The sequence below is a fragment of the Bradyrhizobium sp. 40 genome, from assembly GCF_023100925.1.
GTDB lineage: Bacteria > Pseudomonadota > Alphaproteobacteria > Rhizobiales > Xanthobacteraceae > Bradyrhizobium.
On record NZ_CP064688.1, the window covers coordinates 5,445,771 to 5,465,049 of the forward strand.

The window sequence follows — 19,279 nt, forward strand, 5'->3', positions numbered from 1 at the left end:
CGTAGCGAAGCAATCCAGACTGTTTCCGTGGTAGCAGCCTGGATTGCTTCGTCGCAAGAGCTCCTCGCAATGACGGTGGTTTGTGGCAACGGCGGAGGACTTCACCCCCTCCCGCGCACATCCATCTGCGACCGTCCGATCCAGGCACGGTTAAGACACCGTGTCATCCAGTCCGGCTGCGACTCGCCGCGCAGCCGCGCTTGCCCTTCCTGGTAGGGACCGACGTAGCGCAGCCGGTCTGGCAATCTTGGATAGACCCGCCGTATCCATCGCAGCGCCTTCTCGGCAGATCTGGTGTCGCGCTCATCAAGATCGAACCCGAATCCCACACGCAGGCGTTCCGGCAGCAGGCTTGCCGTGAGCGCGCGATACCAGCGCGGCGGATGCAACCACGGACGGGCGCCGCCAAAGATCTGCCCCGCAATCTCGCGCGCGGCCGGGCTGACGGTCAGCGTGTCCGACTGCGTCATTGCCGCGGTGTAGGCCGCAAAGCCCGACCAGTCCGCCGGCAGATCGTGCACCGTCAATCCGAACAGAGCACCGAACAAGCGGCTCTCGGTCCAGTAGCGTTCGCGATCCTCCGCCGAGAGCGGTGGCAAAACCAGATCATGCGCCATCAGCGCGGTCTCGACCAGCGTGGCATGAACCCAGCGCAGCGACGGGACGTCGTTGGCACAGTAGCGCGAGCCTGCCGCGAACGGACCGACGGTCTCGGGCATCTCGCCGACGATCATGCTGTGGCGCCGGTGCAATTGCCGCGACGACAACAGCGCACGGTCAAGCGAGCCGAACACCATGGCAAAGACGATGTCGAAGGTGCGGTGAAATCGTCCGATCGGATCGGCGAAGGTTTTCGAATGCTCGGCGATGGCGGCAGCGACCCAGGGATGCGCCAGCTGCAGCAACAGCGCACGACCGGCACCGAGAAAGATGACGGCCTCTCGGTCGATCTGCCATGTCACCGTGTCAGGACCAAACACGCCGGCAACCGGTCCTGCCGCATCGGCGCAGACGTGATCGAGCGCCAGCTCCAGATCGCTTCCCAATACCACTTGCAGGGCCTTTCAGCTGCGGACGAAGACCGACGATCCGCAAGGCCTGTGGCAATTCGATGAACGGGGATGATCGCCTGCGGCTCTACTCCGCCGCCATCGGCATCTCGTCCATATGCTCGTGCAGCACCACGCCCGCAAGCGGATCGAATTCGCCGATCCACGGTTTTCGCGCCAGCACCGACCTCGTGTGGGCATAGCCGGCATGCCAGCGCCGCGTGATCCCCGACGGGCTGAAGTCGATATCCTTGGTATGGGTCTGGCGGTCGAGCTGCGGCGCCAGCAGCCGCACGACATGCATACGGGTCGGACAGCCGTAGCTCATCAGCTCCCTCACCGCGGCATCGCCGCGTTCGCTCTCAGGCAGGCGTTCCGCAAGCTGGTTGATGACATGGCGCAGGCGATGGGCCTGCTGCTGGCGTTCGATCTGGCTCGCGATCCGACTCGAATACATCACATCCTTGTGCCGGTTCAGCACCTCCGCCATCGTGGTCGGCTCGGCGCCGACGGGATTCCACAGATGCACGGAGAAGATCAGCGAATTCTTGCGCGGATTGTCGTCGAACACCGCCTCCGTCGGCGTATTCGAGAGGATGCCTCCGTCCCAATAGAGTTCGCCATCGATCCGCACTGCCGGGAATGCCGGCGGCAATGCGCCTGAAGCCATGACATGCTTCACCGTCAGCACACCGTCGCGGCTGTCGAAATAGCGCATCTGGCTGGTGCCGACATGAGCCGCGCCGACCGTCAGCCGCGGCGCGCAGCGGTTGGCCAGATCGAAATCGACCAGCTCGCGCAGCGTCTTCTCCAGAGGCGCAGTGGAATAGAAGCCGGCATGGTCGGCGCCCAGCGGATAGGCATCCCCGGCATGCGCCAGCGGATTGGGTCGGAAGAACCCAGGAATGCCGTGGGTCACGGCCGACCAATAGGCCAGCTTCTCGTTGAAGCCGGGAAATGTGGTGCCCGAGTCCCAGACCGGCTTCTGCTCCATCCGCTTCCAGAACTCTCGCAGGCGCGCGAGCCGGTGCTCCGGCGCATTACCCGCAATAAGGCTGGCATTGATGGCACCGATCGAGGTGCCGATGATCCAGTCCGGCTCGATACCGGCCTCGTGCAGCGCCTGGTAGACGCCCGCCTGGTAGGAGCCTAACGCGCCGCCGCCTTGAAGCACGAGGACGACCTGCCCCGGCAGGTCCTTGCGCTGGATGTTACTCTGCGTGCCGTTCATGGTTCGCTCCTGATCAGCCTGCACTGCTCCGAGATTTGCTGCCGGCCGCGACTTGTTACGCCGGCTCATGTTAATGCGCGGTCCAGCCGCCGTCGACCGGCAGCGCGACGCCGGTGATCGAAGCCGCCGCGTCAGTCGAGAGGAATACCGTGAGCGCGCCGAGCTCCTCGACCGTAGCAAAGCGCTTGTTGGGCTGTTGCGCCAGCAGCACGTCTCGGATCACCTGATCGCGCGAGATGCCGTGCGCCTTGGCTTGCCCGTCGATCTGCGCCTCGACCAGCGGCGTATAGACATAGCCGGGACAGATCGCGTTGCAGGTAATGCCCTCTTCTGCGGTCTCCAGCGCGGTCACCTTGGTGAGCCCGACGATGCCGTGCTTGGCCGCGACGTAGGCCGCCTTGAACGGCGAGCCGACGAGACCATGCGCGGAGGCGATGTTGATGATCCGGCCGAACCCGTTCTGTCGCATTGCGGGCAGCGCGAGCCGCGTGGTGTGGAAGGCCGACGACAGATTGATCGCGAGGATCTGGTCCCATTTCTCGACCGGAAACTGCTCCAGCGGCGCGACGTGCTGGATGCCGGCATTGTTGATCAGGATATCCAGCCGGCCGGCCTGCGCGACCGTCGCCGCGATCATCTCGGCGATCGAATTCGGCCTCGTCATGTCGGCCGGCGAAAAGCTTGCCTTGACGCCGAACTCCGCCGCGATCTGCTCGCGCGTCCGGTCGAGCTCGGCCGCCACACCAAGGCCGTTCAGCACGATGTCGGCGCCGGCCGTGGCAAGTGCCCGCGCGATACCGAGGCCGATGCCACTGGTTGAGCCCGTGACGAGGGCAACCTTGCCCGCGAGCGCCCGGGCGGCGGACGTCTGCGGCTTCACGGACATATTCATTGGCAAAATGCTCCGACACGATGACTGATGTTGAGCCGACTCTGAGGGATCGCCTGGTTTGACGGAAATGCCCGTTGGCTTCCGAAACCATGCCCGTGCGCTATTGCGGCCGGGATGTCATTCTCCGCCCCGATCGGCTAGCTTCCGCCAGGTCTTGCTGGAGAGCCGATCCATGGAAATGCACCAGGTCCGCTATTTCCTCGCGGTGGCGCAGCTCTTGAACTTCACGCGCGCCGCCGAAGAATGCAACGTGACGCAGCCTTCGCTGACACGCGCGATCAAGCAGCTCGAGGCCGAGCTCGGCGGCGATCTGTTTCGCCGCGAACGGCCCGCAGCGCAATTGACCGAGCTCGGGCAGCGCATGCATCCTCTGCTGAAGCAGTGTTTCGAAGCGGCCACCGGCGCCCGATCGCTGGCCTCTCGTTCCGGAGCGGCGAGATCGGCGCGCTCCGCGTCGCGCTGACGCATTCGATCGACCTGTCGCTCCTCATTCCGCATCTCAACCAGATCAAGCGGCAGTTCAACCGGCTCGAATTCCGCTTCCTGCGCGGCTCGAGTCGTGAAGTGGCCGAGTTCCTGAAGAAGGGCGAGGCCGAGTTAGGGATTGCCGCGGACATCGACGAGGCCTGGGAGCGGCTCGATGTCTGGCCGCTATTCACCGAGAGCTTCGAGCTCGTGGTCAGCGACGGGCACCGCCTGGCCGGCCGCAGCAGCATCGCACTGGACGATCTGCGCGCGGAGCAGCTGCTGAGCCGGACATTTTGCGAGCATTCCGCCCGTATCTCGGCGAGCCTGCGCGAGCACGGCATCGCGGTCGAGCAGGGTCACGAAATCTCGAACGAGCGCGATTTGATCGAGCTGGTCGAGGCCGACATCGGCGTCGCCATGCTGCCGCACACCTCGCCCGTTCCGGAGACGCTGACGCGCGCTGCGGTCGCCGGGCTGGACGCCCGTCGCACCGTTAGCCTCTACGGGGTCGCCGGCCGGCAGCGCACGGCGGTGGCCAATGCCGTTATGCGCATGTTGCGCGGTGCGGATTGGCGGGAGATTGCGGGGTAGCAGCCACGCTCGCTCCTCACTCTTTTAGGCCTCCCTGCTCGCGCCTTCCAACGCTTCAAGCAGATCATCGATCTCCATGCGCTTGCGGAAATCCGGATCGACGAAGCGGGCTTTCACGAGACCGTCGCGACCAACGACAAACACGGCCGGGATCGGCAGCATCCAGCCATCATTGCCGTGGAACCTCGCCATGTCCTGATAGGACAACAGGTGCTGGATCTCGGCACCGAGCCAGATCGCGAGATTGAGCGACAACGCATAGCCGTTGTCGAGGTCGGTCAGGATCGGAAATGGGGCGCCAGCTTCCGCCTTGAGCTGCTGGGTGTATTCCTGCGTCTCCGGCATGATCGCGACAATCCGCGCACCCATGGACTCGATGCTATCAAGCGCCTGGACCACCGCGCGGACATTGAGCCGGCAATAGGGGCACCAATGGCCGCGGAAAAACATCACGGCGACTGGGCCGCTCTCGAGCAGTGAGGACAGCGCGACGAGACGCCCGCTCTCGTCAGGCAACATGAACGACGGCATTGCGTCGCCCGGACGCGGCGCGGTCTCGCCGCCGCCGCCTCCATTCAATCTGGTCACCAGACGATCGACTGCCTCGCCATAGGCCGGGAACACGTCGCGGCTGGCGTCGGCATAGGCGCGGAGTTGCTCGTTCAGCGTGCCATCCATGTCACGGCAGCGCTGGAAGGCGAGTTTGAGCAGCTCGGCATCGGCCGGCGAGAGAGAGGTCATCTTGCGCTCCAGCGTTCAGGGGACGAATATTAGGTGCCCGATCCGGCCGCCCGCAAGGGGCGGCCGTCATGCGCGCGCGATCAGTTCACGTAGAAATTGCCGGTCGGGTCCAGCCGCCCCGAGGTGGAATAAAGCGATCCGTTATCCATGAAGAAGACGGTATTGTCGGGGACCTTCTTGGCGCTCTTCATCATGGCCTCGTGGTTCTTCTCCGCCGGGGCCATCGCCATCGCCGACATCTTGCCGGGACCGCCATACATGTAGGCCATGCCGGCTTTGAAATCCCATGCGGCCTCCGAGAAGGCCGATGTGGCGATGACCGCGAACGCAGCCGTGGCAATCAAGGCCTTTGATAATTTCGTCATGAGATGCTCCTCCGGATTGACGTGAACGCCCGCCAATCGGGCGCCCCGCCATCGAACGCCAAGCGCTCGGGAAGCGGAAATGCCGATCCCCAATCGGTTCGATAGCGAGCGCGTATCGGGCCCGATAGCGCCGGTCTATCGCAGCGAGAGCGAAAGAGCATTTCAGAACGAGCGCCCTCTCGACGAAAGTCCCGACATAGCCGACGACCATTGCGGTTGCGGCCAACACAGGAGACATCCCGATGTTCAGGCATCACACATTGTCGCGCGCGGTCTGGCCCGGCCTTGCCATCCTCGGCGTATTGACACTCTCGGCGCAGCCGGTCTCCGCCGGTGAATGCCCGGCCGACAAGATCAAGCCGAACGCGCAGCAGATGGTCGACTACAAGCCGGTCGGCGTCACCGACGTCACGCTCGGCGCCATCGACCTCGGCAAGCAGCCGGCACACATCGAGGGCCGCGAGCTGCGCTTCCGCAAGCTGACCATCGAGCCCGGCGGCAGCGTGCCCTGGCACAGCCATGACGACCGCCCCGCCCTGATCTTCGTGCAGCAGGGCGAGATCGTCGAACACGCTTCCAACTGCGTCGATCCAATCGTGCACAAGGCCGGCGACATCCGCCCCGAGGTGTCGGGCACCTCGCACTGGTGGAAGAACCTCGGCAAGGAAACGGTCATCCTCTATGTCGGCGACGTCCGCAAGGACCCGCATGACCACAACATGTAACGGGTGCGCGACCCCAGCGCACGCGTGACGGAATGTGGCGCCCGTGATCCCCATGCTGCCCCGCATGCGGGCGCCACATTCATCACAAGGGAGGCCTGCCATGACCGATCTTTCCGCGTCGATCAAACCGACCGCGATGACGATGGACGCGCATTCACCAGGTCTCGCGCTTCGCTCCCTCGTGATCGGCCTCACTGCCTTCCTCACGGTCGTCGACCTGTTCGCGACACAGGCGATCCTGCCTTCGCTGACGCGCCATTACGGCGTCACACCGGCGGCGATGGGCTTTGCCGTCAATGCCAGCACCTTCGGCATGGCGATAGCCAGCCTCGTCGTCGGCTTCTTCAGCCCGCGCATCAACCGGCGGACCGGCATCCTGCTCAGCCTCGCGCTGCTGGCAGTCCCCACCAGCCTGCTGGCGACCGCGCCAAATCTCGCGGTTTTCACCGCTTTGCGGATCGCGCAGGGCCTGTGCATGGCATCCGCCTTCGCGCTAACCCTCGCCTATCTCGGCGAACAATGCAGCACGATGGATGCCGGCGGCGCCTTTGCCGCCTACATCACCGGCAATGTCGCCAGCAACCTGGTCGGCCGGCTGATCTCGGCGGCGGTCGCCGACGGCTTGGGCCTCGCCTGGAATTTTTATTTCTTCGCAGCCCTCAATCTGGCCGGCGCAGTGCTGGTCTGTTTCACCATCGGGCGCGTGCGGCCAATGCACGCGATGATGCCTGCGGGATCTCCCCTCGCCGCCACGATCGCGCACTGGCGCAATCCGCAGTTGCGCGCGGCCTTCGGCATCGGATTTTGCATCCTGTTCGCCTTCATCGGCACCTTCACCTTCGTGAATTTTGTGCTGGTCCAGCCGCCGCTCTCGCTCGGCATGATGGACCTGGGCCTTGTCTATTTCGTCTTCCTGCCGTCGATCGTCACGACCTTGCTGGCCGGCAAGGTGGCCACGCGGCTGGGAGCGCGGCCGACGATCTGGGGTTCGCTGGCCGTCGCCGGGCTGGGCCTGCCGCTGCTGCTGGCGCCGCATCTGGGCGAAGTCGTCACCGGCATGGTTCTGGTTGGCGTCGGCACCTTCTTCGCGCAAGCGGCTGCGACAGGATTCGTAGGACAGGCGGCGACCGACAGCCGCGGCATCGCCAGCGGGACCTATCTTGCCAGCTACTTCTGCGGCGGCCTGGTCGGGACGGCCGTGCTCGGCCGGCTGTTCGACGGGTTCGGCTGGCAGGCGTGCGTCGCGGGTGTCGGCGCTGCCCTTGCTGCGGCTGCCCTGCTGACGCTCGCCTTGAAGCGCTAGCGCTTGACCGGCACCTCCTGCGGCGGCTCGTCGTCGGCGATGGCGCGCCATGCGGCGCCGTCGAGATCGTCGTACTGGCCGCTCCGGAGCGACCAGAGGAAGGCGACCAGACCGGCGAGACCGAGCATCAGCGCCAGCGGCACCAGGATGACCAGGATTTCCATCACGTGATCTCCCGCGAGGCGCTGCGGGCGCGCAGCGAATTCAGCATCACCAGGATCGACGATCCGCTCATGGCGGCAGCCGCAATCAGGGGTGTCACGACGCCGCTGATCGCGACCGGCACCGCGAGGACATTGTAGCCGATCGCAAGCCAGAGATTCTGCCGCATCAGGTGCAGCGCCTTGCGCGAAGCGTCGATGGCGGCGACGACCGGGGCCAGCGGCCGGCCGAGGAAGACGAGATCCGCGGTCGCCTGGCTCAAATGCGCGGCCGAGATCGGCGACATCGAGACGTGCGCTGCCGCCAGCGACGGCGCATCGTTCATGCCGTCGCCGACCATCAGGACCTTCATGCCCCGCTGCTTCAAGACCTCAATCCGCGCGATCTTGTCGGCCGGGGTCACACCGGCCCGCCATTCCGAGATGCCCAGCGCGTGGGCCGCCGCGATCACCGCCGGTTCACGGTCGCCGGAGAGAATCTCGATGCCGATATTGCGCGCCTTCAGCGCCGCGATCACAGCCTGCGCATCGGGACGGAGGCCCTGGCGCACGGAGAGGATGAATTTTTCGCCGCCCTTGCTGAACGCCACGACGGAGGCTTCGGGATCGAGATTTGTCACGTCGGAGACCAGCGTCTCGGCGCCGCAGAAGGACGGATGACCGAGGCGAATCTCGATGCCATCGACCACAGCACGCACGCCCTGGCCGGCCTCCTCGACCGCGCTAACGATCGGCGATCTGGCGTCGGAGGCCTGCGCGACCGCGGCGGCGACCGGATGATGGCTCGACAGCGCGAGCCGCCCGGCAAGCTCGAAGATATCAGCGGGAATATCGGCCGCATTCATCACTTCGAGATCGGGCAGCGTCAGCGTGCCGGTCTTATCGAAGATGACGTGATCGGCTTCCGCGAGACGCTCGATGGCATCGCCGGAATTCAGCAGCACACCCGCCTTGAACATCGCGCCCGAAGCCACCGTCTGCACCGTTGGAATGGCGAGCCCGAGCGCGCAGGGACAGGTAATGATCAGCACCGCGACGCCGGTCACGATCGCATCATGCCAGCCGGCGCCCGCGATGACCCAGCCGAGGATGGTGACGAGCGCGGTGGCATGCACCACTGGCGCGTAGAGTCGCGAAGCGCGGTCGGCGAGCCGCATGTAGCGCGAGCGCGCCTGCAGCGCATTGTCGAGGAGCCGCGTGATCTCGGCAAGCAGCGTCGCCTCCGAGGCCGCGGAGACCCGCACCCGCAAGGTCCCTGAGATGTTCATCGATCCCGCATAGACCGGCGTGCCCTGTTCGGCGGTGACATAGAGCGTCTCGCCGGTGATCAGGCTCTGGTCGATCTCGGAACGGCCCTCGATCACGGTGCCGTCGACCGCGCAGCGCTCGCCGGGCCGCAGCAGCACGATGTCGCCGGGATAGATCGCGGCCACCGGCACTTGAGATATCTCGTCAGGCCCGACGAACTTGGCCGCGGTCTCCGCCTTGAGAGCGGCGAGATTGCCCGCGACCGCGCGGGTCCGTCGCCGCATGTTCTGGTCGAGGAAGCGACCGACCAGGAGGAAAGTGAGCAGCATGATCGCCGCGTCGAAATAGGCGTGCTCGGAGTGGTTGATAGTCTCGACCACGGACATGCCGAGCGCCAGCGTCACGCCGATCGAGATCGGAACGTCCATGTTCGTGGTCCTGGCCGACAGCGCGCGCCAGGCCGAGCGGAAGAACGGCTGGCCGGCATAGGCCGCCGCCGGCAGTGCGATCAGCGCCGACAGCCAGTGGAAGAAATCGCGCTGCTCCGGCAGCATGTCCGAGACGTTGCCGGACCACACCGGGATCGACAGCATCATCACGTTCATGGTGGCGAACGCGGCGACGCCGAGGCAGCGCAGCAGGAAGCGCGATTCGGCGACCTCGCTCGCCTCCGCGCTCTCGGTTTCGTAAGGATAGGCCTTGTAGCCGAGCTCCTCGAGGCGATCGATGAAGCGGCCCGGATCGAGCGTGCCCGCCTTCCATTCCAGTGCAACGCGCCGGTCGGTGAGGTTCACGCGCGCCAGCGTGACGTCGGGAATCGCGGATAGCCCGCGCTCGATCTTGGCCATGCAGCCGGCACAGTGGACACCCTCGACCGCGAGATCGATGTGCTGGACGCCCTCGCCCGCAGTCCGGACGTAATGCGAAAAGTCCCGCGAGACGTGCATGGCAAAATCCTTCAGTTCAGGATCACGCGGTTGCGCGACATGAACACGCGCGTTCCCCGCGCCTCGCCCTCGATCACCAGATCCCACTGGCCCGGCGCGACCGATGCGGCATTGCCGCGATAGAGGCCGATGCCGGCCTCCGAGAGCTCGATGGCGAGATCGGCGCGCTTGTCGGTCGGCCGCTCCAGGCGGCCGCCGAATTTCAGTCCGGCGATCGGCTGTCCGCTTGCATCGCGCGCCTCGACCTGAAGCACGGCGCCGCCATCGGCGCGGCGCTCGACATGCGCGTTGACCTTCCATTTTCGCGCGGTTTGGTCCTGGGCCGCGGAGATCTCACGGTCATAGGCGAGCCCCGCGGCATAGGGGCTGTCGACGTCCGTCCCTGGCAGCGTCGCGATCGCGAGCTTCATCATGGTCGCGTTGACGCCGATCACGACGCCGAAGAAGGCGACCAGCATCAGAAACACCTTGGTTCCGGTCAGCGGCTTGGTTGCCATGGCGAACTCCTGATCCTAAGGCGCGACGAAATTGTCGGTGGCGCTGGCGACTTCGCCGAGCCCGATATCGGTGACGTGAAAGCGAACCGGGATCGACTTTTCCGGATTGCCCTCCACCGGCGCGGTCACGAGCACTCGCAGCTCGCTGGTGGAGTCGCGCGGAACCACGATCATCGGCCGGTCCTGCGTCACTGAATCGATCCCGATGACATGGATCGTCGCATTGACCGGACCGTTCGCGTCGATCGCGATGACTCGGTCGTAGCCGCTCTTGTTGAGCAGCCGCACCGTGTAGGCGTTGCGGATCGATCCGTCGCTGAGCCTGACAGCGACCGGGTTGCGGTCGTGCAGCACGTTGATGTCGAGCAGGCTGCGGGTCGCCAGCGTATAGATCATGATGCCGCCGACCGCCGCGATGATCGCGCTGTAGGCGACGGTGCGAGCCCGGACAATGCGGTAGACCGGCGCCTTGCCTTCCTGGCGGCGCTGGATGTTGACGTCGTTGTCATAGCCGATCAGCCGCTTCGGCCGGCCGATTTTCGTCATCACGTTGTCGCAAGCGTCGATGCAGAGCCCGCACTGGATGCATTCGAGCTGCGGCCCATTGCGGATGTCGATGCCGGTCGGGCACACGGCGACGCATTGATAGCAGTCGACGCAGTCGCCGACTTGCTCGCCGAGCGCGCGCAGCTCAGCTGCCTTCTTCACCGAGGTACGCTTCTCGCCGCGATCGTAACGATAGGTCACGTTGAGCGCCCATTCGTCGGTGAGCGCGGCCTGGATCCGCGGCCACGGACACATATAGGTGCAGACCTGCTCGCGCATGAAGCCGGCGAGCACGTAAGTCGTCGCGGTGAGAATGCCGATCCAGATATAGGCGATCATCGGCGCCTGGAAGGTGACGAGTTCCCTAACCAGCGTCGGTGCGTCGTTGAAATAGAGCACCCAGGCGCCACCGGTCCACCACCCAATCAAAAGCCAGATCGAATGCTTGAGCACGATCTCGGAGATGCGCTCCAGCTTCATCGGGTCGGACGATTTGTCCTTCTTCATCCGCTCGCGCCGGTCGCCCTCGATCAGGCGCTCGACCGCATAGAACAGGTCGGTCCACACCGTCTGCGGACAGAGATAACCGCACCAGATGCGGCCGCCGATCGAGTTCATCAGGAATAGTGCCACCGCGGCGACGATCAGCAGGCCGGTGAAGTAGTAGACCTCCTGCGGCCACAGCTCGATGAAGAAGAAATAAAAGCGACTGTTGGGAAGATCGATCAGCACCGCCTGGCTCGGAGCACCGAGGCCGCGGTTCCAGCGCACGAACGGCAGGAAATAATAGACGCCGAGGCAGAACGCCATCAGGCCCCATTTGATCCGGCGGAAGGTGCCGGAGATGCTCTGGGGATAGACTTTCTTCTGGGCCACATAGAGCGGCCCGTTGTCATCGTCTAATGGGAGCTCTTTTGGGTTCACGGTCCTGTTCATCGCCTGGAGCTTTTCGAGAGGTGCGATAAAACCTAGACCCGACGCCGCCGCGTCAGTTGATCCAGCGCAAGCGGGGGCTTTTTTTATTCGCCCCCGCCTGTGCCGGATTGGCTATTTTCCGCCGCCCAGCGAGTGGACGTAAACTGCCATTGCCTTGATGGTGGCGGGATCGAGCCGCCCTTCCCAGGCCGGCATCACGCCCGCGCGGCCCTGGCTGATGGTCTCGATCAGCGACGCCTCGTCCGAACCATAGAGCCAAATCTTGTCGGTCAGGTTGGGAGCGCCCATCTCCGGGTTGCCCTTGCCGCCGTCGCCATGGCAGGCGACGCAATTCTCCGTGAAGATCTTCTCGCCCTTGGCCGCGTCATAGCCCTTGCGAGTCGGAAGGCCCGACAGTGCCCGAACATAATTGGCGGCCGTGACGATCTCGTCCGGCTTCAGCACGCCGTCCTTGCCGAAGGCGAGCATCTGGCCTTCGTGCCCCTTGGCGTGACCGGAACGTGCGCCGAACTGGATGGTCTGCATGATCTGGTCGAGCGATCCGCCCCACAGCCAGTCGTCGTCGTTGAGGTTCGGATAGCCCTTGGCGCCGGCGCCGCCTGAGCCATGGCACGGCGCGCAATTGTCGCCGAACACGGTCTTGCCCTTGGCTCGCGCGAGCGCCAGCAGGGCTGGATCCTTCTCGATGTCGGCGAGTGAGGCCGCGCCCAGCGCAACCATCTTGGCCCCGCGGATCTTCTCGAGATTGGCGAGCTCGACCGCGACGTCGGCGCGTGTCGAGTAGCCGAACAGGCCGGTGGTATTGCTGGAGATCAGCGGCCAGGCCGGATACACGATCCAGTAGCCGATCGACCAGACGATGGTGAGGTAGAAGCTGATCACCCACCAGCGCGGCAGCGGCGTGTTGAGCTCCTTGATGCCGTCCCACTCATGTCCGGTCGTGGACCTGCCGGAGACGGGATCGATGTCGCTATGATGATCGGTCATGATCTCTTACTCCTCCCGCAACGGCAGGTGTGCCGCTTCGTCGAAAGCTGCCTTGTTACGGGGCCAGAATGCGTAGGCGATGATCGCGACAAAGATCGCGACGAACACCGGCGTCCAGATGGTGGTCACGAGACCGGACGCGAGATTGTCGAGGGTCAGGATGGCTTTCATCGTTGGTGCCTTCTCAGCGAAGATTGGCTTTCTCGTTGTAGATCTTGAAGTCGACCAGCGTGCCGAGCATCTGGAGATACGCGATCAGCGCGTCCATCTCGGTCGGCGTGCCGGCCTTGCCGTCGAAGTTGCGCACCACGGCCTTGGCGTAGCGCTTGGTGAAAGCGTCGGAGCCTGCATTGTCAGGATCGGCCTGGGCCTTCATGTCGGCGCCCGCATTGGCGATCTGGTCGTCGGTGTAGGGCGTGCCGACGGTCCGCAGCGTGCGCATGTGGTCGGCGATCGTGTCCGGATCGACCTCGGTCTGGCTGAGGAACGGATAGCCGGGCATTACCGACTGCGGCACGATTGCGCGCGGGTTGGTCAGATGAGTGACGTGCCAGTCGTCGGAATATTTGGCGCCGACGCGGGCAAGATCGGGACCGGTGCGCTTCGAGCCCCACTGGAACGGATGGTCGTACATGCTCTCGGCGGCCAGCGAGAAATGGCCGTAGCGCTCGACCTCGTCGCGCAAGGGCCGGATCATCTGCGAATGGCAGAGATAGCAGCCCTCGCGAATGTAGACGTTGCGCCCGGCGAGCTCCAGCGGCGTATACGGCCGGATCCCGTCGACTGCCTCGATCGTGCTCTTGAGGTAGAACAGCGGGGTGATCTCGACGAGCCCCCCGATCGCGATCACCAGCAGGATGCCGACGATCAGGATGATCGAGTTCTTTTCGAAGACTTGGTGGCGTGTCCAGAACGACATGGAAAACTCCTCATTCCGCCGGCTGGAGAGCGACGGGCATCTGGACTTCCTGTTCGCCGACGCGAACCGTCATCCAGAGATTATAGGCCATGATCAACGCGCCGATCAGGAACAGCCCGCCGCCGGCAGCGCGGATGATGTAGAAGGGATGCATCGCCTCGACGGTCTCGATGAAGGAATATTCGAGGAAGCCGAGCGAGGTGTAAGCGCGCCACATCAGGCCCTGGAGGATGCCGGACACCCACATCGCCGAGATGTAGAGGACGATGCCGAGCGTCGCGATCCAGAAGTGCCAGTTGACGAGCTTGAGGCTGTAGAGGCCCTTGCGATTCCAGATCCAGGGCACGAGGCAGTAGAGCGCGCCAAAGGAGACGAAGCCGACCCAACCGAGCGCGCCGGAGTGCACGTGGCCGATGGTCCAGTCGGTGTAGTGGCTGAGCGAGTTGACCACCTTGATCGACATCATCGGGCCTTCGAAGGTCGACATGCCGTAAAAGGCGACGGAGACCACGAGCATGCGCAGCACGGGATCGGTGCGCAGCTTGTCCCAGGCGCCCGACAGCGTCATCAGGCCGTTGATCATGCCGCCCCAGGAGGGCATCCACAGCATGATGGAGAAGGTCATGCCGAGCGTCTGGGTCCAGTCCGGCAGCGCCGTGTAGTGCAGATGGTGCGGGCCGGCCCAGATGTAGAGGAAGATCAGCGCCCAGAAGTGGATGATCGAGAGACGGTAGGAGTAAATCGGCCGCTCGGCCCGCTTCGGGATGAAGTAGTACATGATGGCGAGGAAGCCGGCGGTCAGGAAGAAGCCGACCGCGTTGTGGCCGTACCACCACTGGAACATGGCATCCTGGATGCCGCCCCAGGCGATGTAGGATTTCGAGCCGAACACCGAGACCGGCAGCGCGGGGTTGTTGCCGAGATGCAAGACCGCAATCGTCACGATGAAAGCGAGATAGAACCAGTTCGCGACGAAAATGTGCGGCTCCTTGCGCTTGATGATCGTGGCAAGGAAGACCAGAAGATAGGTGACCCAGACGATGGTCAGCCACAGATCGGCGTACCATTCCGGCTCGGCATATTCCTTCGACTGGGTGACGCCGAGCAGATAGCCGGTGCCGGCGATCAGGATGAAGAAATTGTAGCCTACGACGACGAACCAGGGCGCGAGATCGCCTGCAAGGCGAACGCGGCAGCTCTTCTGCACGACGTAGAAGGACGTCGCGATCAGGACGTTGCCGCCAAAGGCGAAGATCACTGCGGACGTGTGCAGCGGACGCAGGCGCCCGAAGCTGGTCCAGGGCAGATCGAAGTTCAGCGCCGGCCACGCCAGTTGCGAGGCGATGATGAGGCCGACGAGAAAGCCGGCAATGCCCCAGAACATCGCCATGACGGAGGAGAACTTGATGGGCCCCATGTTGTAATTGGGGCGCCCATTGATCTCCGCAGGCGGCAGCGCCGCCGGCCGGTCGAGGTAGCGGTTGATGATGCAGAAGACCGCGGCGAGGCTCGCTGCCGCGCTCAGCGCGGCGTGGAAGGCGAAGGGCGCATCGAGCGCCTTGGCCGAGGCAATCACGCAGAGGAAGGCGGTGACCGCGAACACGACAGCCAGGCCGCTTTCACCTGACGTCATGGACTTGGAGATGGAGGGCTGGCTCATGCGGATTCTCTCTGAAAGAACACAGGGCCAGAAACCACATTCATCCTCGCGGGGAATTGATTGAAATCAAGCTATGTGGATTTCTGTTAATGTGAGAGTTGCGCCACCGCCAGTTGATGTGCCCTCTCCCCTTGCGGGAGAGGGCAGCGAGGACCGTGCGGCGGACTCATTTGGGTGAGGGGTCGCCTCCTCGGCAAAAGTCTGCCCGAGGAAAGAGACCCCTCATCCGGCGCCATAGCCGAAGCTTCGCTTCGGCGTTCTTAAGAACGGCGGCCGAAGGCCGCCTATGCCACCTTCTCCCACAAGGGGAGAAGGGGAAACGTCACTCGCGTGCCGTCGCCTTGAGCGCCGCGATGACGTCCTCGCGGGCGATGATTCCGACCAGCTTCTGCGCTCCGTCGAGCACGATGATGCTCCTGATGCGGTGCTCGACCATGATCTGGAGCACGCGCGTCAGCCGCGTGTCGGGGCTGACATAGATAAAGTCGGGCGTCATGACGTCGCCGATTTTGCGGCTCATCAGGTCGTGGTAGCGCGGCAACATCTGGCTCGGCGTGAAGGCGAAGCACTTCAGGATGTCGAACTTGGTGACGATGCCGACGACCTGCCCGTCGTCCTCGACGGGATAGGAATTGAAATCGTCGCGTTCGAACATCTCGCTGAGCGCGAGCAGGTCGAGGTCGCGCCTCACCGTCCTGACGTCGTGCGTCATGTAGCCGTCGACGGTCTGCTCAAGGAATCTGTACACGGCGCGTCCTCTTTGATTCGTCTTGCACCGCTCCCGCGTCAGTGCGACAGCAGCACACAGCGGGCAGATTGAGTGACCAGATATTGGGTGACGCCGCCGAGGATCAGCTCGCGGAAGCGCGAATGACCGTAGGCACCGGCGACGATCAGGCTGGCGCCGACATCGCCGGCAATCTTCTCCAGTTGCCCGGCGACAGTTTCGTTGCGGGCCGCTTCGGAAACGCGCGCGATCGCGGTCACGCCATGGCGGGCAAGCCACGCCGTCACGTCGGTCACGCCAGCGACCGCGGCGGGGCGATCGTCGTCGCCTTCGGGAATTGCAAGGACGGTGACATCCCTGGCCTTGCGCAGGATCGGCAGTGCATCGGCCAGCGCCCGCCGGGCTTCCGGCGTATCCTTCCACGCCACCAGGACGCTGCGCAGGTCGAGCCAGTTGACGCCGTCAGGCACGACCAGGATCGGCCGGCCGGCTTGCATCACCAGATCCTTTGGGCTCGCGAGCGCGAAGGCGTCGGAGAAGGCCGGGCTCTGCCCGCCGGTGACGATGATGTCGGCGCAACGCGCCTGGGTGAACATAAAGCGCGCCGGGAAATCCATGGCGCTGCGCCATTCTACATGTCCGCCGCGATTCCTGATCGCGGCGCGGAATTGCGCCTCGAGCTCGCCTAGGCGTCGCTTGACCGAGGCTTCTCCCTCATCGATCAGTCCCTGCGCTGCGGCGCCATCGCTGAAATAGATCGGCGGGGCGAACTGCGCCGCAGCAAGGCCAATGATCGACGCCTCAAATCGTTCGGCAAGCTCGCCCGCGACCTGAAGCCGCGCCTCGTTGGGCTGATCGAGCGCCAGGCTGACCATCACGGTCGCGTATGTCATCGGAGTCTCCGGGGCAATGAGTCTTTGATCCGATCGTAAGCCGGCCGCCGGCTGGCAGGATGAGATAGATCAAAACCTTGGATCACCGCGCGCGCGCGAAATCTGCCAATGGTATAAGACATCGGAACTTGCCTCTGGCCCCTCCTTGGGTACATTGCCGACGGCAACGCTGTGCGGTTCCCCGCATCAGAATGGGAGTGATCGTGTGGCGCCGACCCGTGTGATTCATCCGCAAGATGACGGCCGGGGCGAACATTTCCGCGTTCGAATCGAGGGATTTGGCGTCGGGACCTGGGATCTCGATCTCAAGACACTGGAATTGGAGTGGTCGGAGACGGCCAGAATCCTGTTCGGAATCGAATCCGGCCAATCGGTGAGTTATGCGCTGTTCCTGTCCCGGCTGGAGCCGAACGACCGCGAGCGGATCGAGAGTGCGATCCGGCGCGTCTCCGAACGGGGCGGCAGCTTCGACGTGTCGTTCAAGGTCGCGGGCGGCTCAGGCAGAGCGCAGTGGATCCGCGCCCGCGCGGGGCTAATTCGGGACGACGCCGGCGCCGCCCGACATCTCAGCGGCATCTTTCTTGACGTCGATGAGGAAAAGCAGGTCGAGGAGACCCTGCGCACCCGCGAGAGTCACCTCCGCTCGATTCTCCAGACGATTCCCGATGCGATGATCGTCATCGACGGCCATGGCATCATCCAGCTCTTTAGCGCGGCGGCCGAGCGCCTGTTCGGCTGGGTCGAGTCGGAGGCGATCGGCCAGAACGTCCGCATCCTGATGCCGGAGCCCGACAGCTCACGTCACGACGGCTACATCGCGCGCTATCGCACCACCGGCGACCCGCACATCATCGGCATCGGCCGGATCGTGACCGGCAAGCGCCGCGACGGCACGACCTTTCCGATGCACCTGTCGATCGGCGAGATGCAGTCGGGCGGCGAGCCCTATTTTACCGGTTTCGTCCGCGATCTTACCGAGCATCAGAAAACCCAGGCGCGGCTCCAGGAACTGCAGTCCGAACTTGTCCACGTCTCGCGGCTGAGCGCGATGGGCGAAATGGCGTCCGCGCTCGCTCACGAGCTCAACCAGCCGCTGGCAGCGATCAGCAACTACATGAAGGGGTCGCGGCGGCTGCTCGCCGGAAGCCAGGATCCGAATACGCCGAAGATCGAGAGCGCGCTGGACCGCGCCGCCGAGCAGGCGCTGCGCGCCGGCCAGATCATCCGCCGCTTGCGCGACTTCGTCTCCCGCGGCGAATCGGAGAAAAGGATCGAGAGCCTGTCCAAGCTGATCGAAGAGGCCGGCGCCCTCGGGCTGGCAGGCGCGCGCGAGCAGGACGTGCAGCTTCGCTTCAGCCTCAATCCCAATGCCGATCTCGTGCTCGCCGACCGGGTGCAAATCCAGCAGGTGCTGGTCAACCTCTTCCGCAACGCGCTGGAAGCGATGGCGCAGTCGCCTCGGCGCGAGCTCGTCGTCACCAACACCCGCGTCGCCGACGACATGATCGAGATCGAGGTCTCCGATTCCGGCTCCGGCTTCCAGGACGACGTCATGCCGAACCTGTTTCAGACTTTTTTCACCACCAAGGACACCGGCATGGGCGTGGGACTATCCATCAGCCGCTCGATCATCGAGGCTCACGGCGGCCGGATGTGGGCCGAGAGCAACGCATCGGGTGGAGCGACATTCCGCTTCACGTTGCCGGCAGCCGACGAGAACTGATCCATGACGACCAAGGGAATCATCTACGTCATTGACGACGACGAGGCGATGCGGGATTCGCTGAATTTCCTGCTGGATTCGGCTGGCTTCGGCGTCACACTGTTCGACAACGCGCAGGGTTTTCTCGACGCCCTGCCCGGCCTCGCCTTCGGTTGCGTCGTCTCCGACGTGCGGATGCCCGGCATCGACGGGATCGAGCTTCTCAAGCGCCTGAAGGCGCAGCGCAGCCGGTTTCCAATCCTGATCATGACCGGCCATGGCGACGTGCCGCTCGCGGTCGAGGCGATGAAGCTCGGTGCCATGGATTTCCTGGAAAAGCCGTTCGAAGATGACCGCCTCGTCGCCATGATCGAATCCGCGATCCGCGAGGGCGAGCCGGCGGCCAAGAACGAGGCCATCGCCCAGGATGTCGCCGCTCGCGTCGCTTCCCTGAGCCCTAGGGAACGCCAGGTCATGGAGGGGCTGATCGCGGGCCTCTCCAACAAGCTGATCGCCCGCGAGTACGACATCAGCCCACGCACCATCGAGGTCTACCGGGCCAATGTGATGACCAAGATGCAGGCCAACAGCCTGTCGGAACTGGTTCGGCTGGCAATGCGGGCCGGAATGCTCAACGATTGAAGTCACCAGGATTGAGGCAAGTCAAAACCGTCCGCCCGCCCTGTGCTAC

At 64.3% G+C, this 19,279-nt stretch carries 19 protein-coding genes and 1 pseudogene; 5 read left to right on the forward strand and 15 right to left on the reverse strand.

What is annotated here, in order from left to right; translation table 11 throughout:
* Nucleotides 1-101: 101 nt before the first annotated feature.
* From IVB40_RS26195 to IVB40_RS26205, 3 genes are all read right to left on the reverse strand, one after another.
* Nucleotides 102-1,052: an oxygenase MpaB family protein gene (locus tag IVB40_RS26195; RefSeq protein ID WP_247816739.1), complete on the reverse strand. Its 951-nt coding sequence runs from the start codon at nucleotides 1,050-1,052 to the stop codon at nucleotides 102-104.
* Between the two features lie 85 nt (nucleotides 1,053-1,137).
* Entirely contained in the window at nucleotides 1,138-2,280 is a 1,143-nt protein-coding gene (locus IVB40_RS26200) for a patatin-like phospholipase family protein (protein WP_247816740.1), read from the reverse strand.
* Nucleotides 2,281-2,350: 70 nt separating this feature from the next.
* Nucleotides 2,351-3,172: a 3-hydroxybutyrate dehydrogenase gene (locus IVB40_RS26205; protein ID WP_247816741.1), complete on the reverse strand. Its 822-nt coding sequence runs from the start codon at nucleotides 3,170-3,172 to the stop codon at nucleotides 2,351-2,353.
* Nucleotides 3,173-3,344: 172 nt separating this feature from the next.
* Between IVB40_RS26205 and IVB40_RS26210 the strand changes: the two are divergent.
* Nucleotides 3,345-4,231 (forward strand): annotated as a pseudogene (locus tag IVB40_RS26210) (LysR family transcriptional regulator).
* 24 nt (nucleotides 4,232-4,255) lie between these two features.
* Here IVB40_RS26210 and IVB40_RS26215 read toward each other — a convergent pair.
* Together IVB40_RS26215 and IVB40_RS26220 are read right to left on the reverse strand one after the other, a co-directional pair.
* On the reverse strand, nucleotides 4,256-4,972 hold the full coding sequence (locus IVB40_RS26215) for a peroxiredoxin-like family protein (protein ID WP_247816742.1): 717 nt from the start codon (nucleotides 4,970-4,972) through the stop codon (nucleotides 4,256-4,258).
* An 80-nt stretch (nucleotides 4,973-5,052) separates the two neighbouring features.
* On the reverse strand, nucleotides 5,053-5,337 hold the full coding sequence (locus IVB40_RS26220) for a hypothetical protein (protein WP_247816743.1): 285 nt from the start codon (nucleotides 5,335-5,337) through the stop codon (nucleotides 5,053-5,055).
* Nucleotides 5,338-5,579: 242 nt separating this feature from the next.
* On the opposite strand from IVB40_RS26220, the gene IVB40_RS26225 reads away from it, so the two are divergent.
* Nucleotides 5,580-6,062 (forward strand): cupin domain-containing protein, encoded by a 483-nt coding sequence (locus IVB40_RS26225; RefSeq protein WP_247816744.1) that lies wholly within the window; start codon nucleotides 5,580-5,582, stop codon nucleotides 6,060-6,062.
* Between the two features lie 100 nt (nucleotides 6,063-6,162).
* The gene (locus IVB40_RS26230; protein ID WP_247816745.1) at nucleotides 6,163-7,365 is read left to right on the forward strand and encodes an MFS transporter; all 1,203 of its coding nucleotides are present in this window, start codon (nucleotides 6,163-6,165) and stop codon (nucleotides 7,363-7,365) included.
* On the opposite strand, the gene ccoS is transcribed toward IVB40_RS26230, so the two are convergent.
* From ccoS to IVB40_RS26280, 10 genes are all read right to left on the reverse strand, one after another.
* Nucleotides 7,362-7,529 carry a cbb3-type cytochrome oxidase assembly protein CcoS gene (ccoS, locus tag IVB40_RS26235; protein ID WP_027568806.1) on the reverse strand — a complete coding sequence of 56 codons (168 nt, stop codon included), beginning with the start codon at nucleotides 7,527-7,529 and terminating at the stop codon, nucleotides 7,362-7,364. The genes IVB40_RS26230 and ccoS overlap by 4 nt on opposite strands.
* The gene (locus IVB40_RS26240; protein WP_247816746.1) at nucleotides 7,529-9,721 is read right to left on the reverse strand and encodes a cation-translocating P-type ATPase; all 2,193 of its coding nucleotides are present in this window, start codon (nucleotides 9,719-9,721) and stop codon (nucleotides 7,529-7,531) included. Before IVB40_RS26240 ends, ccoS begins: the two co-directional genes overlap by 1 nt.
* Nucleotides 9,722-9,732: 11 nt before the next feature.
* On the reverse strand, nucleotides 9,733-10,218 hold the full coding sequence (locus tag IVB40_RS26245) for a FixH family protein (protein WP_247467030.1): 486 nt from the start codon (nucleotides 10,216-10,218) through the stop codon (nucleotides 9,733-9,735).
* Between the two features lie 15 nt (nucleotides 10,219-10,233).
* Nucleotides 10,234-11,700 (reverse strand): cytochrome c oxidase accessory protein CcoG, encoded by a 1,467-nt coding sequence (ccoG, locus tag IVB40_RS26250; protein WP_247816747.1) that lies wholly within the window; start codon nucleotides 11,698-11,700, stop codon nucleotides 10,234-10,236.
* Nucleotides 11,701-11,811: 111 nt separating this feature from the next.
* Nucleotides 11,812-12,687 (reverse strand): cytochrome-c oxidase, cbb3-type subunit III, encoded by an 876-nt coding sequence (ccoP, locus tag IVB40_RS26255; RefSeq protein ID WP_027568802.1) that lies wholly within the window; start codon nucleotides 12,685-12,687, stop codon nucleotides 11,812-11,814.
* 6 nt (nucleotides 12,688-12,693) lie between these two features.
* A complete protein-coding gene (locus IVB40_RS26260) occupies nucleotides 12,694-12,858 on the reverse strand; it encodes a CcoQ/FixQ family Cbb3-type cytochrome c oxidase assembly chaperone (RefSeq protein WP_007594016.1) in 165 nt (54 codons plus the stop codon).
* A gap of 13 nt (nucleotides 12,859-12,871) precedes the next feature.
* On the reverse strand, nucleotides 12,872-13,606 hold the full coding sequence (gene ccoO / locus IVB40_RS26265; protein WP_247467025.1) for a cytochrome-c oxidase, cbb3-type subunit II: 735 nt from the start codon (nucleotides 13,604-13,606) through the stop codon (nucleotides 12,872-12,874).
* A gap of 10 nt (nucleotides 13,607-13,616) precedes the next feature.
* A complete protein-coding gene (gene ccoN, locus IVB40_RS26270) occupies nucleotides 13,617-15,266 on the reverse strand; it encodes a cytochrome-c oxidase, cbb3-type subunit I (protein WP_007607681.1) in 1,650 nt (549 codons plus the stop codon).
* Between the two features lie 322 nt (nucleotides 15,267-15,588).
* Complete coding sequence (locus IVB40_RS26275) at nucleotides 15,589-16,014, reverse strand: CBS domain-containing protein (RefSeq protein ID WP_247288467.1); 426 nt, start codon at nucleotides 16,012-16,014, stop codon at nucleotides 15,589-15,591.
* A 38-nt stretch (nucleotides 16,015-16,052) separates the two neighbouring features.
* Nucleotides 16,053-16,886, reverse strand: a complete 834-nt coding sequence (locus tag IVB40_RS26280; RefSeq protein ID WP_247467023.1) for a universal stress protein — start codon at nucleotides 16,884-16,886, stop codon at nucleotides 16,053-16,055.
* Between the two features lie 205 nt (nucleotides 16,887-17,091).
* On the opposite strand from IVB40_RS26280, the gene fixL reads away from it, so the two are divergent.
* Together fixL and fixJ are read left to right on the forward strand one after the other, a co-directional pair.
* Nucleotides 17,092-18,609 (forward strand): sensor protein FixL, encoded by a 1,518-nt coding sequence (gene fixL, locus IVB40_RS26285; RefSeq protein WP_247816748.1) that lies wholly within the window; start codon nucleotides 17,092-17,094, stop codon nucleotides 18,607-18,609.
* A gap of 3 nt (nucleotides 18,610-18,612) precedes the next feature.
* Nucleotides 18,613-19,230, forward strand: a complete 618-nt coding sequence (fixJ, locus tag IVB40_RS26290; RefSeq protein WP_247467019.1) for a response regulator FixJ — start codon at nucleotides 18,613-18,615, stop codon at nucleotides 19,228-19,230.
* Nucleotides 19,231-19,279: the final 49 nt, after the last annotated feature.

Coding starts and splice junctions, on each gene's coding strand:
- IVB40_RS26260 (WP_007594016.1), bottom strand. CDS start 12,858: ATGAAAGCCATCCTGACCCTCGACAATCTCGCGTCCGGTCTCGTGACC.
- ccoN (WP_007607681.1), bottom strand. CDS start 15,266: ATGAGCCAGCCCTCCATCTCCAAGTCCATGACGTCAGGTGAAAGCGGC.
- IVB40_RS26205 (WP_247816741.1), bottom strand. CDS start 3,172: ATGAATATGTCCGTGAAGCCGCAGACGTCCGCCGCCCGGGCGCTCGCG.
- IVB40_RS26245 (WP_247467030.1), bottom strand. CDS start 10,218: ATGGCAACCAAGCCGCTGACCGGAACCAAGGTGTTTCTGATGCTGGTC.
- ccoO (WP_247467025.1), bottom strand. CDS start 13,606: ATGTCGTTCTGGACACGCCACCAAGTCTTCGAAAAGAACTCGATCATC.
- ccoS (WP_027568806.1), bottom strand. CDS start 7,529: ATGGAAATCCTGGTCATCCTGGTGCCGCTGGCGCTGATGCTCGGTCTC.
- fixJ (WP_247467019.1), top strand. CDS start 18,613: ATGACGACCAAGGGAATCATCTACGTCATTGACGACGACGAGGCGATG.
- IVB40_RS26240 (WP_247816746.1), bottom strand. CDS start 9,721: ATGCACGTCTCGCGGGACTTTTCGCATTACGTCCGGACTGCGGGCGAG.
- IVB40_RS26215 (WP_247816742.1), bottom strand. CDS start 4,972: ATGACCTCTCTCTCGCCGGCCGATGCCGAGCTGCTCAAACTCGCCTTC.
- IVB40_RS26200 (WP_247816740.1), bottom strand. CDS start 2,280: ATGAACGGCACGCAGAGTAACATCCAGCGCAAGGACCTGCCGGGGCAG.
- IVB40_RS26230 (WP_247816745.1), top strand. CDS start 6,163: ATGACCGATCTTTCCGCGTCGATCAAACCGACCGCGATGACGATGGAC.
- ccoP (WP_027568802.1), bottom strand. CDS start 12,687: ATGACCGATCATCATAGCGACATCGATCCCGTCTCCGGCAGGTCCACG.
- IVB40_RS26225 (WP_247816744.1), top strand. CDS start 5,580: ATGTTCAGGCATCACACATTGTCGCGCGCGGTCTGGCCCGGCCTTGCC.
- IVB40_RS26280 (WP_247467023.1), bottom strand. CDS start 16,886: ATGACATACGCGACCGTGATGGTCAGCCTGGCGCTCGATCAGCCCAAC.
- ccoG (WP_247816747.1), bottom strand. CDS start 11,700: ATGAACAGGACCGTGAACCCAAAAGAGCTCCCATTAGACGATGACAAC.
- IVB40_RS26220 (WP_247816743.1), bottom strand. CDS start 5,337: ATGACGAAATTATCAAAGGCCTTGATTGCCACGGCTGCGTTCGCGGTC.